General features: G+C 65.8%; 17 protein-coding genes. All 17 read left to right on the top strand.

Features of this window, described 5'->3' with window-relative positions; translation table 11 throughout:
• Window positions 1–35 precede the first annotated feature (35 nt).
• Window positions 36–254 carry a hypothetical protein gene (locus tag VT03_RS13360; RefSeq protein WP_075093431.1) on the top strand — a complete coding sequence of 73 codons (219 nt, stop codon included), beginning with the start codon at window positions 36–38 and terminating at the stop codon, window positions 252–254.
• Complete coding sequence (locus VT03_RS13365) at window positions 254–1,702, top strand: phage portal protein (protein ID WP_075093432.1); 1,449 nt, start codon at window positions 254–256, stop codon at window positions 1,700–1,702. The genes VT03_RS13360 and VT03_RS13365 overlap by 1 nt, the downstream gene beginning before the upstream one ends.
• Window positions 1,699–3,003, top strand: a complete 1,305-nt coding sequence (locus VT03_RS13370) for a hypothetical protein (RefSeq protein WP_075093433.1) — start codon at window positions 1,699–1,701, stop codon at window positions 3,001–3,003. Before VT03_RS13365 ends, VT03_RS13370 begins: the two co-directional genes overlap by 4 nt.
• Before the next feature lie 109 nt (window positions 3,004–3,112).
• Window positions 3,113–4,066: a major capsid protein gene (locus VT03_RS13375; protein WP_156514474.1), complete on the top strand. Its 954-nt coding sequence runs from the start codon at window positions 3,113–3,115 to the stop codon at window positions 4,064–4,066.
• 99 nt (window positions 4,067–4,165) lie between these two features.
• On the top strand, window positions 4,166–4,561 hold the full coding sequence (locus VT03_RS13380) for a hypothetical protein (RefSeq protein ID WP_075093435.1): 396 nt from the start codon (window positions 4,166–4,168) through the stop codon (window positions 4,559–4,561).
• 86 nt (window positions 4,562–4,647) lie between these two features.
• A complete protein-coding gene (locus VT03_RS13385; protein WP_075093436.1) occupies window positions 4,648–5,007 on the top strand; it encodes a hypothetical protein in 360 nt (119 codons plus the stop codon).
• Window positions 5,007–5,465 carry a hypothetical protein gene (locus tag VT03_RS13390; RefSeq protein WP_075093437.1) on the top strand — a complete coding sequence of 153 codons (459 nt, stop codon included), beginning with the start codon at window positions 5,007–5,009 and terminating at the stop codon, window positions 5,463–5,465. The genes VT03_RS13385 and VT03_RS13390 overlap by 1 nt, the downstream gene beginning before the upstream one ends.
• Window positions 5,462–5,980: a hypothetical protein gene (locus VT03_RS13395; RefSeq protein WP_075093438.1), complete on the top strand. Its 519-nt coding sequence runs from the start codon at window positions 5,462–5,464 to the stop codon at window positions 5,978–5,980. Before VT03_RS13390 ends, VT03_RS13395 begins: the two co-directional genes overlap by 4 nt.
• Window positions 5,981–5,998: 18 nt before the next feature.
• Entirely contained in the window at window positions 5,999–6,526 is a 528-nt protein-coding gene (locus VT03_RS13400; RefSeq protein ID WP_075093439.1) for a hypothetical protein, read from the top strand.
• A gap of 107 nt (window positions 6,527–6,633) precedes the next feature.
• Entirely contained in the window at window positions 6,634–7,344 is a 711-nt protein-coding gene (locus tag VT03_RS13405; RefSeq protein ID WP_075093440.1) for a hypothetical protein, read from the top strand.
• Between the two features lie 60 nt (window positions 7,345–7,404).
• The gene (locus VT03_RS13410; protein WP_075093441.1) at window positions 7,405–9,039 is read left to right on the top strand and encodes a hypothetical protein; all 1,635 of its coding nucleotides are present in this window, start codon (window positions 7,405–7,407) and stop codon (window positions 9,037–9,039) included.
• Between the two features lie 47 nt (window positions 9,040–9,086).
• Window positions 9,087–9,404, top strand: coding sequence for a hypothetical protein (locus VT03_RS13415; protein ID WP_075093442.1), 318 nt, complete (start codon window positions 9,087–9,089; stop codon window positions 9,402–9,404).
• Complete coding sequence (locus VT03_RS13420; RefSeq protein ID WP_075093443.1) at window positions 9,401–10,216, top strand: hypothetical protein; 816 nt, start codon at window positions 9,401–9,403, stop codon at window positions 10,214–10,216. The genes VT03_RS13415 and VT03_RS13420 overlap by 4 nt, the downstream gene beginning before the upstream one ends.
• A 3-nt stretch (window positions 10,217–10,219) precedes the next feature.
• Window positions 10,220–11,083, top strand: coding sequence for a hypothetical protein (locus VT03_RS13425; protein WP_075093444.1), 864 nt, complete (start codon window positions 10,220–10,222; stop codon window positions 11,081–11,083).
• A 110-nt stretch (window positions 11,084–11,193) separates the two neighbouring features.
• Window positions 11,194–12,498, top strand: a complete 1,305-nt coding sequence (locus VT03_RS13430) for a hypothetical protein (RefSeq protein WP_156514475.1) — start codon at window positions 11,194–11,196, stop codon at window positions 12,496–12,498.
• Between the two features lie 70 nt (window positions 12,499–12,568).
• Window positions 12,569–12,928 carry a hypothetical protein gene (locus VT03_RS13435; RefSeq protein WP_075093446.1) on the top strand — a complete coding sequence of 120 codons (360 nt, stop codon included), beginning with the start codon at window positions 12,569–12,571 and terminating at the stop codon, window positions 12,926–12,928.
• Between the two features lie 238 nt (window positions 12,929–13,166).
• Complete coding sequence (locus tag VT03_RS13445) at window positions 13,167–13,712, top strand: hypothetical protein (RefSeq protein ID WP_075093448.1); 546 nt, start codon at window positions 13,167–13,169, stop codon at window positions 13,710–13,712.
• Window positions 13,713–13,719: the final 7 nt, after the last annotated feature.

Genomic DNA, 13,719 nt, shown 5'->3' on the forward strand with positions numbered 1-13,719 from the left:
GACCCTAGAAAAGTGCGTCACCGAGTGTCGCACGCATGGCCACTCCGGAAGACTATACTGTTGAGATCGCCCGTCTGGAACGGCTGCTCAATGCTGGCGTCACGTCCGGAAACACGGACGGTCGCTCCGCGACGTTCGACTTGGCGGCAATTCGGCAGCGGCTCGCGGAGCTGAAATCCGCTCAGTTCACGGCTGGGCTCGGGGACGGTTATTACCGGCCCCGCAACGCGACCATCGACCTCTCGGGGGCCTGATGGGACGCTTCACCAACGCCTGCCGCGCTTTCGGCCGGTCTCTCTTCGGCTACGGGTACGACGCCATCGCCCCGTCCAACAAGCGAGAGCGGATCCAGGTCCACAACGGGACCGAAGACGAGATTCTGAAACAGCAGGACCGGGCCTCGCTGATTTCGGTCTCCCGCACGCTCCACCGGAACTCGTCCATCGTCCAGTGGATGGTGGAGCGGCACCTCGATTTCGTCTCGTCGTTCACGTACCAGTGCATGCACCCCGACAAGGGGTTCAAGCGCGCCGTCGAAGAGCTCATCCGGGAGCGGTCGAAGCGGGAGAACGCCGACGTCACCGGGCGATTCCGCCTCGACAAGATCGTCCGCCTCTCGGAGTGCTCGAGGACGACGGACGGAGATCTCCTCCACGTCCACCTCGCCAGCAACAAGATCCAGACCATCAGTGGTGACCGGATCCGGAATCGGGACGGCGCGGACCAGGACGACTGGATCAACGGCGTCCGGCTGCGGAAGGACGGCTCCGTCCGCTCCTATGGGATCTACCGTAGGAAGTACGGGGGGTATGAGTGGGAGCGAGAGCTCTCCGCGGAAAACGCCTTCCTGCACGGCTATTTCCGCAGGGGCTCGCAATACCGCGGGATCAGCCCGCTCGCGTCGGCCTGCAACGGACTCCGCGACATCTACACGACGATGGAGCTGGCCCGCGCCAAAATGAAGGTCGGGCAGATCTTCGCTCTCGCGCTGACCTCTGACCCGAACCCGATCCCGGGCGTGCCGGACATTGCCGGCAACGCGACAACGCAAGAGACGCCGCGGGGCGACGGGACCACCGTCCGAACAACCAAGGTCGACTTCGGCGCCGGGCCCCAGGTCCTGCAGCTCCGCGGGAACGAGAAGGCGGAGTTCCTCGAATCCAACGCCCCGGGCAGCGGCTTCCTGGATCTTCACGAAGCCGAGATCGCCGTGGCCCTGAAGTGCCTCGATCTGCCCTACAGCTTCTTCGACGAGAGCCACACGAATTTCGTCGGACAACTGGCCGCTCTGCAGTTGTACAAGGTCGCGTGCCGCACCAAGCGTGATGACAACATCGAGCTCCTCGATTGGCACACCGACCGGTGGCTCACGAATGCGGTCCTCTCCGGTGACCTGACTCTCCCCCGGGGGATGACGGTTGACCAGGTCCCGTACGCGTGGATCCCGATCGGCCTCCCGTGGTGGGACAAAGCCAAACAGATCCGCAGCGAGCTCGCCGCAATCTCCGGTGGCCTGGGCAACCCCCAGGAGACCTGCCGCGAGATGGGGGGCGAGTTCGAGCACAACATCGACCAGATGGCTGCCGCCCTCGAGTACGCCGACGAGAAGTTGTCCCGCTTCGGCGTCCGTCTCCGCTGGGACAACCCCACGCCAATCAACGTCCTGCCCGTCGCTGAGCCCGTGGAAGCTCCCGAGTCATGACCACCGCCATTCCCGCCCGACCGCTCAACTTTCACCGCGGATCCCTCGCCAAGGGCCTCGCGGCGGGCGAGCTGCCGCGCGTCGAGCGGGACGGGGGGAACCAGGGGGCGGGGCTGATCCGCGGTTTCTCGCTCATCTCCCGCGGCGAAGCCCTCGGCCATCGCTTCTGGATCGATCAGACGATGGTGGGACAGGTCCATAACGCGACTCTCGAGGCGGGTGACAAGGGCCTCAAGGTGCGATTCACGCACCCCAGCCTCTCCGCAGATGGCCTCGGCACGTATCTCGGCCGCGCCGTCCGTCGGACGAAGGCCGAGGACGAAGCCTACGTTGACCAGGCATTCGCCGATCTCCACTTCAGCAAGACCGCCCACACCGCTCCCGATGGCGATCTCGCGTCGTACGTCATGGACCTGGCGGAGAACGAGCCCGATCAGTTCGGAGCCAGCATCGTCTTCCTGCACGACGGTAAGGCGGAAGAGGAGTTTGCGCTCGCCCACGGAGCGTTCTGGGACGAGGACCCGTACTACGGCCCGTTCCTGAACTTTGCGAAGTTCCAGTCCCCCGACCCGCTCAACGTCAACAACTACCCGCATTGCCGGCTGGCCGATCTCCACGGCGCCGACGTCGTCGACGAGCCCGCCGCCAACCCCGGGGGACTGTTCCACCGGAAGGCCTCCGCCGCCCACGAGGCGAATGCCCTCGCGGCCTTCGCTCTCGGTCTCAAGGGGGCCGAGCGCCCCACCCTGACCTCTCTGAACATGGATCCCGATCGGGTCCAGTCGTTCGTTTCCCGTTTCCTGGATCAGAACGGGCTCGTTCTGGCCCGAAAGGATGACTCCATGTCCACCGCCGCTTCCTCGACTCCTGCTGCTCCGGCTCCCGCGGCGGCCCCGCCGGCCGTCACCCCGCTCGCTGCTGGCACGCTCCCCACGACGGCGCCGGCCGCCGAGAAGCCGGCCGATACGGCCCCAGTGATGATCACCCGCGACCAGCTCGGAGCCTGGACGGCGGAGTTCGGCGCCGAGAACGCGGTGAACTGGCTGGCAGCCGGCCACGACCTGGGCGAGGCCCGCCGGCTCCACAACGCCGCTCTCCAAGAGCAGCTCGCCGCCTCCCGCAACGAGACGAAGGAGCTTCAGGAGCGTCTCGCCTCGGCTCGCGTCGGGGAAAAGGACGCCCTCTCCGCCGACGCTGAGTCGGTCGACAAGGAGAAGCCTAAGGCCGATCCGGACGCGTCCGCTGTCGATCGCCTGACGGCGGCGAACGAGGCGCGGCTCAATCGGACTGCCAAGAAGTAACTGCCGCCCCCCAATTCACGAGAGAGCGGGATCCCCTGCCAGAGGCTTCCCCTCGGTTCGACTGACTCGCCTCTGGCTCTCCATCGCGTTCCCTTCCTGAGGTTTCTCCATGGCTCGCCCCACTCTTCTCGATATGGCCAAACTGCGGGCCGACGACGGCGTCGTCGATCTGCTCGACGAGGCCATGATCGACGCCCCCGAGCTCCGGTACATCACCGGCATGCCGATCGTCGGCAGCTCGTTCAAGTCCCTCGTCCGGATCAAGCTCCCCCGGGTCGGATTCTCGAACGCCAACAACGGCGTCGATCCCGGCAAGTCGGAGTACAAGCTGCAGCAGTTCGAGTGCTTCCCGATCACCCCGCGGTTCGAGGTCCACGACGTCGTGGCTGTCGAGCATCCGAAGGGAGTCGCCGGGGCCCTCGCCGACGAAGCGGTCGCCATGACGTCGGCCGTCTTGCAGCACTTCGCCCGCTGCCTCTACTACGGCTTGGCGTATGACCCGAAGGGCTTCCCTGGCCTTAACGAGCTGATTCCCGACCGCAACGTCATTGACGCCGGCGGGACGGGCGATGCCCAGCAGACGAGCGTCTACCTGTTCCGCGTCAGCGAGCAGGACCTGCAGTTCGTCTACGGTCACAACGGCTCGATCAAGATGGGCGATCCCCGTGAGGAGACGCTCACCGGAGCCAACGGCAAGCCCATGAACGGCTGGGTCCAGACCATGATGGCCCACCTGGGCCTTATGACCCGCACGCCGCGGACGATGGTCAAGATCAAGGGCGTCAGCCTCCTGCATCCGCTGACCGACGCCCACCTCGGCGACGCGATGACGCGTTTCCCCGCCGGCCGCGGCCCCTCGGGGATCTGGCTGAACCGGATCGGGATGGAATCGCTGGTCCAGTCCCGGACCACAGAGCTGCTCCCCCGCCCGGCGATGCCGTCGGACTGGAACGGCACTCCGTTCCGCCTGACCGAGGCGATCGTCACCGGCGAAGAGGGAGTCATCCCGTCCCAGGATGACGAAGTCGACCTGTCGTTCAAGAACAGCGTCGTCGCCGAGTAAGCCCCGCGGCCGCCGCCCACTTCTGCGGCGCGAGATCCGGACCGGGAGGAGCGGTTCTCCTCCCTTTTCTTTCGCTCACACTCCTCACCCGAGGCTTTCATGTTGACCCGCAAAGACGCCCTGTTGTCGGTGTCGAAGGCGCTGCCCAACGGGGCCGCGACCATCGCCTCCGACCCGATCGACCTCGGAAAGGGCCCCAAGCTCTCCGATGGCGAGCTCCTCCTCGAGATCCCGGCCCTCGCGACCGGCCTCCTGCCGGACACGCAGACCGTGACCTACACGATCGAGTCCTGTGCCGACGCGGCGTTCGGCTCGGGAGTCGTCTCCCACGCCCAGGGGACCGTTCAGACGGGTGCCGGCGGCGCCGGCGCGGCGGCCACGAAGGTCCGCCACAAGCCCGCCTCCACGTCCCACCGTTACTGGCGGGCGAAGGCGATCAAGACCGGGGCGGCCAACGCCTCGGCCGCGTCGCTGACCCTCTCCTATGTGACCTGAGACACGGCTTCGGGCCGCGGGCGTCCTCGGCTCTTGAATTCCGCAGCCGAGAACTCACCCCGCGGTCCGAAGCCTGAGCCCTTCCCATGCTCGACGACCTCCTGGACGACGTGTTCGACGCTCTCGACGAGATCGAGAGCGTCTGCATCACCTACCGCCGGGGGAACCAGTCCGTCGATCTGCGGGCGGTCGTCGGGGAAACCCGGTCGATCGACGACACCGGAAAGGGCCAGGTCATCACCAGCCGGACTCGGGATTACCTGATCCGGACCGATGCTCTGGTTCTGAATGGCGAGCAGGTCGAACCGCGGACGCTCGACAAGATCGAGCAGGAGATCAACGGCGTCGCAACGACTTGGACGGTCCGGAATGACGATGCCGGCGAGTGCTTCCGGTATTCGGACCGCAGCCGGCGACGGCTGCGGATCCACACGCAGGAACGGTAATGCCTTCCCCCCTCATCCAGCTCCGAACGGCCGTCGCCGCCGCTCTCGCCGCCCAGGCGGAGAGCTGGGGGACGGAGTTCAGTGCGCGGGGGGTCATCAAGCCGACGAAGCCGGCAAAGGACTGCGACGAGCTCGAGCTCCTGGTCTGGTTCGACTTCGAAGGGGAGTCCCGCGAGACCTTCAGCAAATCGCAGATCCTGGAGACGGCCCGGATCAACGTCTCGATCGTCCAGCGGTTCGAGGGTGACGAGGCCTTCAATGGGCTCGTCGAGTTCTCGGAGAAGGTGATCGCCCACAACCTCGGTCCGGTCATCGTCGGGGGGATCGCCTACAAGCACGTCCACCCGGAGAACGAATGGCTCCAGCGATTCAATCCGCACCTGGTCCAGCAGGAAGGGGACCAGGTCGGGGGTGAGTTCGTCGCAATCGTCGCCCTCCCGTTCAAGAGGGTCATATGACCGAGCCGGGAACACGCGTCCGCGCGGCGATCGGGAACGTCGAGTTCTTCAACGACCGTCTGGAGAAGAAGCTCGACGCGGGCATCTTCCGCGCGGGGAACCACTTCGGCGGCTCGGTCCGCCTGCGGGCCCGCCGATCGATCCGGAAACCTCGCCGGAAGCGGCAATCCGAGCTGACCGAACGGGAGCGCCGTCGGATCAAGCGGCTGGAGCGAGAGACGAACCTCGAGTTCGGCGAGCGGGTGACGCTCCCGTTCAAACCGTCGAACCCGAACGAGCCGCCGCGCTCCGCGTCGCGGATCCTCCCCGACTCCATTTACTACGCCTGGGACAACGACAAAGGGTCGGTGTTCTGTGGCCCGATCGCCTTCAACTCCCGCCCGGGCGAGGCGACGGGGGCCCTCGAGAAGGGGGGGATGAGCCGCGGGAAGTACGTCGAAGCCCGCCCGTTCATGAAACCCGCGTTCGACGCCGCCCTGGCCGATGGCCTCGGCCGATTCAGCAACATCCTTTAGCCATCGGAGTCCTCCGCCATGCCCTTTCCCACTTCCGCTCCGACCCGTGCCGCGGTCAATCTCGGCGCCGAGTCGAAGGCCTATCGCAATACCGGCACGCTCGAAGCCGCGGTCTTCAGTCCGATCGTCAACGCCTCCGACATGAAGGTCGGCGAAGAGGCCGAAGACATCACGATCACCCGGAAGGGGGCCGGGCGGAACAAGGAGCACATCGGCGGCGGGGACGACTTCCCGCTCGATTTCACGCTCCGGAACGTCCGGAAGACGGTCGCCGAATCGGCCGAGGTCCTCGCCTTCCTGGCGGCCAAGCGGACCCGCGCTCCGATGGACCTGCTCGTCCTAGACGGCGACATCGCCGATGCCGCGTCGGTCGGCTGGCGTGGCGATTGGACCATCCTCTCGGTCATGCGGGACGAGACCGACCATCAGGACGCGAAGTACACGATCAAGGCGGTCCCGGCTCCCTCTCTGACCAATCCCGTCCGCCTGGTCTACGCCGATGGCGAGGGGGCGGTCGTCGACTACGAGGATGACCTGGGAGCGTAATCACCGTCGGCCCCGCCGCTCTCCGGAGCCGCGTCGGCCGGTGCCGCCGTTTCCCATCATTGCTCGAGCGTCGCGGTTCGCCGCGACAGGATCCTTACGAGAGTCTTATGGAAACCCATCCCGCCCTGCGGTTCGTCGATCGTGTCGGCCGCCAGTGGCACACGATCATCACCGCTCGCGAGGTCCTGCATCTGGAGCGACTGCTCAAGATCAAGATCCTCGACCTGATCGACACGGACAGCGAGACCTCGAAGCGGCTCGGTTACGCCGACCGCCTGGAGCTGCTGCTCGAGCTGATCCGCCCCCAGATGGCGGACAAGGTCTGGAAGAAGATGATCGTCCGCACAGAGAACGGACGGCAGGTCCGGAAGACGAAGCGTGTCCGCGGCGTGCAGGACCTGGAGTTCCTCGAGTCGCTCGGCTCGGAGGAAGTCTGCCAGGCGTGGATCGCCCTCTACGCGGGACTCGTCCATTTTGCCCAGCCCTCACAGGAAACTCTGGACAACCTGCAGAGGGCCGCGACGTTCGTCCAGACGGGGCTGAAGGAAGCGAACGAGGCGGCGGAGGCGAGGATCACGGCGGTCTTGGAGAGAGCCGCGGAGGAGATTTCCACGACCGGATGGTCGGGCTCCTCTGGGAGTATGCCGCTCTCTGCCGAGTCGAACCGTGGCGATACACCCTCCGCGAGCTCCAGGAGCCGGCCCTCCACCGAGCTCGACAGTCTGGCGACAGCATTCGGCTCGCCCGCGGAGGTGTGCCGGGAACCGTCCCCGCGGGCCCCGCAGCTCCCACCCGACTCCGTGACCGGTTCTCCATGAAGGACCTCGCAGGCCTGACGCCGCGCCGTCCCAAGCCCTGACGTTCCTCCCCTTCCCCCCATGCCCTCCGCCGCAGACATCGTCGCCGGCCGCGCAGCAGTCGAACTCGTCATCGACCGCAGCCAGCTCAAAACCGGCCTCGCGGCGGCGTCGCAGGACGTGAAGAAGGGCGTCGCGGGATCCACCACGCAGCTCTCGGCGCCCGCCGGAGCGGAAACGGTTGTCCTGCAGAAGGGCGTCGCGGACGTCAACGCCCAGACCGTCATCATGAAGAAGGAGATCGCCGCGGCTCACGCCGAGACGGTCATCATGAAGACGAGTTTTGACGCGTCCGCCCGCTCGGCAGGCCAGGTCGCTTCGAGCTCGAGCCGAGCCAAGGCCGAGGTCCAGCAGGCGGGAACTGCGGCGAGCACGACCCTCACGACAGGGTTCGACCAGGCGGCCCGGGCAGTCCAGAACATCGACAGGAACATGCGGGCGATCCGGTCCGGCATGATCGTTCAATCCATTGGCGTCGGCTTTCAGGACTTCGTGACCGTTCTGGCCAACGGAGGGAACATTTCGACGGCGATCGGCGCGATCAGCAACAACCTGATTCAGATGGCCAGCCTGATGAATCCCCTCTACGGTGGCTGGGTTGCGATCGGGATTGCCATCGGGCAAGGAGCCCTGGCGCTCTACAAGATGTATACCGCATCGGAGAACGGAGCCGAGGCCGCCAAGCGGCACCGCAAGGAGCTCGAGCAGGTCGCCCAGGCAGCGAAGGAGGTGCAGACGAACTCCGATCGCCGCTTCGATGCCTCCACCAATGCGATGCGGGCCGTCGATGACCAGGAGGATGCCGACAAGAAGATCAAGGAGCTGCAGGAAGACGAGCAATGGGGAGAGTGGGAATACAAACAAAAGACTCTTGACGCGGAAGATGCCTGGAGACGGCGGAACGGCAACCCCAGCGAGGAGAACGAGGCCGCCTATAAGGCCGCGGTCGATTCCGCGAACAAGTCGCTCCGAAAGCTGATGGAGACTCGATCGGCACTGGAAGCGGTGCGCGAGCGTCGAGAGAACCTGCCAGCCAAATCCGATGAGAAGATCAAGAAGGAAAAGGACGAGGCCGACAAGAAGGCGAAGTCCGACGCCGAGTCGATCCGACAGCAGACACAGTCTCACTGGGACAAAGCAGATGCGGAGCTGAAGAAAGTCGAAGAGCTGCGGGAGAGAGGAGACCTGACCGAGACGGAGGCGCTCCATGCCAGGGTCAAGATCCGGAAGGATCGGGATGAAGGCATTCGGCGAGATGCGGAGGCCGCGCCGGTCTACTGGAACGACGATCTGGCCAAGAGGGCGATGGAGCAGGGCATCTCACTCCAGGAGGCCCGCAACCAGGAGGCCCGTGGGGTCAAGCCGATCATCGTCCGCGCCGACGATGCGTCCATGACCAAAGAAATGAAGGAGCGGGCCAAGGCCTTCAACGGTCAGGAATTCCTCGGCGAGGACGGTTCGACGCAGGTCTACCGCTACATCGACAAGCAAGCGGCGCAGGACCAGAAGACGATCCGCGGGACGTTCAGCGGTTCGGCGCTGGGAGGCCTCGGCGGGAGTGCCGATCGCCAGCTCAAGGCGTCGGAGGCGACCGCCAAGAACACGTCCAAGATGCTTCAGAAGCTGGACAAGGTCGCTGGCCCCACGTGGGCGTGAGGCACCTACAAGGATTTGCGTTCCTCCCTCCTCCTTTCCCCCGTTCCATGATCGACCTCGCTCAGATCGGACAGACGGCCGGCCTCCGCGGCGTCTTCAGCCACGACACCTTCGAGAAGGACGTCGCGGACCGGGGCGAATACGTCATCACGGTCCCGCTCCGAACCTACGTGGGGCGCGGCACGGAACGGAAGGCCGTCCTCTCTGTCGGGGCGAGTCCCAAGCGTCCCGGACGCTTCTACTTCGCGACCGATGACCGGTTCCACAACCTGCCGGGCTTCGGCTGCGTCTGGCCATCGCCGGCCGCCATCGAGCAGGTCTCCGCCGTTACGATCCGCCAGGCTCCCGGGGAGGAATCCGCGTGAGCTGGTCCGTCGATCTCCACCAGGAGGGCTATCAGCCGAGCCGGGAACGGACGACGGCGAAGTTCTACGTTCACGGCGACGCCGATGACGCCTTCGCCGCCTACGCCGCGATCGGTGGGGCGGTCGCCTATCTCCTCACCAACGGCCACTGGCTCCAGGGGATCGAACTGGGCCCGCAGCTCGGCTTCTCGGATGGGGAGTGGTGGTGGGAGGCGACGGTTACCTGGGGCGTGCAGTCGAGCGCCAATACGACGACCGAGCCCGGCGCCGTTCCCACGCTGCGCGTCAGCACCAAGGGGGGCCGGCAGCACATCACGCAGTCCCTCGAGACGGTCGGCCAGTTCGCCGCTCCGGGACAGGGGATCTGGAATCACAACGGCGCGATTGGCGTGACGCGGAACGGGATCGAGGGGGTCGACATCGTCGTTCCCGCCTTCTCCTGGTCGCTGTCGGTCCGGGTGCCGAGCTCCGCCGTCACGACGGCCTACGTGCTGATGCTCGAGGAGCTGACTGGCGGTGTGAACAACGACACCTTCTGGGGACGTCCCGCCGGCTCGGTTCGCTTCGACGGAGCGGACCTGCAGGTCCGGGGCGAAGAGACGGAGATTGAATTCTCGTTCTCATCCGAGCGGAACGTCGAAGACCGCACGATCGGTGACATCACCGGCATTGAAAAAGAGGGCTGGGACTACCTCTGGGTCGAGTACGAGGAGGAGAAGGACACGACCGAGTCCGTCATGGTGCAAAAGCCGATTGTCGTGCGGGTGGAGCGGGTCTCCCCGCGGGTCGATCTCAATCTCCTGGGGCTCTGAGCGATGCCGTTCGAACGCGTTTCTCCCGGGTCGCCGCAGCGGATCCCCGCGCGGGACTGGAACGGCCTGATGGACATGGCACGCGCCTTCTCGTCGGGAGCTCTGGATCCGCCGACGCAGAGAATGTCGGGATCCTGGGGGCCGCGGGTACGGAATGCCACCGGCTCCGACCTCCCGGTCGGCAGCGTCCTGGCGATCACCGGCTCTTATCTCGACCCGTCTCAGAACCTGGGGGAGTTCCAGCGGAAGATCGTTCTCGTCGGTTCCTTGCCAGACTCCGACGCCCACGCCGGCAAGTTCGTCATCACAAAGGACGCCATCCCGGCCAGCAAGATGGGCGAGTGCATCGTCATGGGGGTGGCCCCTGTCCTGGTCGACAACGGGGACGGAGATTTCGCTGACGTTGCCACGGGACAGACGAGCTATCTGGCCCGCGGAACCACGGGAGCGAAAGTTCTTTGGGCCGACGATACGGAGTACGAGGAGGATCGCTTCTGGGCCCTGGTCGCGATCGGGGGTGGCGAGGAGTGCGAGTGCGTCCACGAGCTGGCCACGGCGGGGAGTCCCTCCGGAGGCTCGATCGGCCTGACGTATACGATCCAGGGGACCGCCGGCAGCCTGGTCACCGTCAACCACAACCACTCCGCGACGACCATCCGGGACGCGATCGTCGCCGGGAACAGCTCCAAGCTGACGAACGACAATCTCAAGGTCTACGGCGGTCCGCTGCCAATGGTATCGGTCTACATCCGATTCACGGCGGACCTCTCCGGCCTGTTCATCCCGGTGCCGTCCGTTTCCAACGCGCTCACGGGAACGAACGTCTCCCCGAAGTACGGCATTTTCCAGACGCCGGGGTGGGCATAGTGGGCCTTTGCTGTCATTGCCGGCGCCAGCCTCCCGTCACCACGGGGACCAGCCTCTGGCTCTACGATGCGACGAACCGGGCCGTTGTCTGGCGGCGCGCCGATCCGATCGTGGGGACGCACCGCAACCGCTCCTACTCCGCGGCTTACGCCGGGGAGTCGGGGCTGTTAAGCGGGAAAGCGTTTGTGGAGAGCTATGTCCCCATTCCCGGCTTCGGCGGTTCGGTCACCGCAGGGCCGGTCACCCTGAGCCAGCTCGACTACAACTCCCTCCCGCTTTATGCGGAGGAGGAGCCGATCGTCACGACGTCGGCGAACGCATCGTTTTTCGCTGCTCAGGGCAAAGTCTGGCTCCGGGACGTGGGGCCGTACCCGGGCACGAAATACGGGTTGACGGGGACCGGCCAGAAGACGCAAAAGGGGTGGTATTCGTCCGGCGGCAGCGCTGGCATGGGGGCGGCGTCCTTCGGGTGCATTACCTACTTCGACCCGGACGCCGCGGGGGCGAACGAATGGTTTTCCGAAAGCCCTCGGTTCATCGCCGAGCAGCTCCGCTACGAAACGCCGATCGCGCCGAAATTCGAGGCGGGCGGGCTCACGGTCTGGTTCCTGCGGACGCGAGCGGAAGGCGGGGCCCTGACGCAGTCCTATTACGACCTCTGGAACGCTCGGTTCGTCCCGGGATTGGCGGAGACCACAGACCACGACATCACGCGGACCTGGCAGATTCACGTCGCAGACGCCGCCGGCCCGGGGAACGAGACGTCTTGCCCCTGGATTCACAACAACACGGTTTACCACTTCAAGTACGAGTCCGGGACCCTGCACCTGAAGTCCTATGACGCGTACACGGGAGACCCGGTCGGGGACGTCGAATGCGACATCCCCGCGGCGATCAACCGCGGCTACCACGGCGGCGACGCCATCTGGACCCGAACGCCGGACGGAGACACGCTGTGCGCCCTGCGGGACGACGGCTCGACGATCAGCCTATTCCCGATCCCGGCGGGGGACATGGCCACGGAGCTCATCCTGACCGTCGCTGGCAGCGGCGGCAGTCGGATCATGGACTTCCCGTGGATGCAGGTCTGCCCCAACGGGGACTTTCTGTACTGGGCCCAGCAGTCGGGCGGAACGTGGGATCTGGTCCGGGTGGACAAGGACTTTGGCGAGGAGCGGTGGCGAAAGTCCATCCCTTACACCACGGCGCCGGGCTACACGACCTGCATCGGGGACGACGTCTACACCAACCTGATGGTTTCGAGCTCGGAGCATTCGGCGACGCACCTCGACATCGACGGGACCGTTCTCTGGCAGAGCCGTCCGACCACGGGGAGCGCGAACAACTACACGCTCCAGGCCGCCACGCAGTCATTTAGCGCTTACGTCCTGATGGCGGGGCATCTGCCGGCCTGATCTTGCTCGATCGTCAGTGCGGCACTGACGGTGGGGTCTGAATCAGACCGTCCCCGTCCAAACCCTCGCCGTGGTCCCCGCAAAACGCAATCAACGCTGGCGCCGCGGCTCGACGAACCGCCGGACTCACATTCTCCGCCAGCGGAAGAATGGCCCGGTCATCGACCTCTCGAACGTCACGGCCGCCCGGATGCAGCTCCGGTCGACCGCCGACGAATCCGGCGAGCTCCATCTCGACCTCTCCCTGGCCAACGGCAAGATCGCCATCACGGCGCTCGAGGGGAAACTCGTCATCACGGCGGCCGCCGCCGACACCGCCGGCGAAGAGTGGACGAAGGCTTACTACGACCTGGTCCTCACGTACGCGAACGGGGATCGCCTCACCTGGCTCGAGGGGGTCATCACGCTCACGCCCGGAATCACGGAGTGAGGCCGGCCAATGAGCGACCTCTATCCCGCGAATGAGCCCCCGAGCCTCTCGATCGCCGGCGAGGAGCCCTGCGTCGTCGTCGAAGACGACCGAGATCTCGATCGACGAGGAGGAGACGCCGATCGTCCTCTACGCCGAGGAGGAACCGCTCGTCCTGGAATCGAATCCCCCGGGCCCGCCCGGAATCCAGGGCCCCCCTGGAAGCGGAGCCAATTGGAACACTTTGGAGTGGTAGCACATGGCTGAAGTCGCATTTCACAAAGTCGCGGTCCTGCCGGGCGTCCTGGAGGCCAACGCCTTCTACCTTGTCGAGAACGGGGATTACGCCGAGACCTACGTCACGGACTCGACGGGCGAGGCCCGCGCGGTCGGCAACACGGCGATGATCCAGGCGATCGCCCCCGTCGCGGACACGCTCCAGATCGTGGCCGACATCGCCGCCCGGGACGCCTTGACGCCGGCGAGCAACATCTTCGTTCTCGTCCAGGACGCCAGCGACGATCCGACCGTGGCGACCGGCGCCGCCCTCTATGTCTGGGACAACGTCGGGGCGGACTGGATCAAGGTGACGGAATACGAATCGCTCGACGTCGTCGTCGCCTGGTCCTCGATCACCGGCAAACCGAGCAGCTCTGTCGCGGATATCGACGACGCGGTCACGAAGAAACACGCGCACGCCAACATGTCGACGCTCAACGGTCTGTCGGACTCCGGAGGCGTCCTGCAGTACGGCGGGAACCCGGTCGACGCACGCAAAATCGACTGGGACACGCTGAACTGGTGAGGGTGCC

Source organism: Planctomyces sp. SH-PL14 (assembly GCF_001610835.1).
Taxonomy (GTDB): Bacteria; Planctomycetota; Planctomycetia; order Planctomycetales; family Planctomycetaceae; genus Planctomyces_A.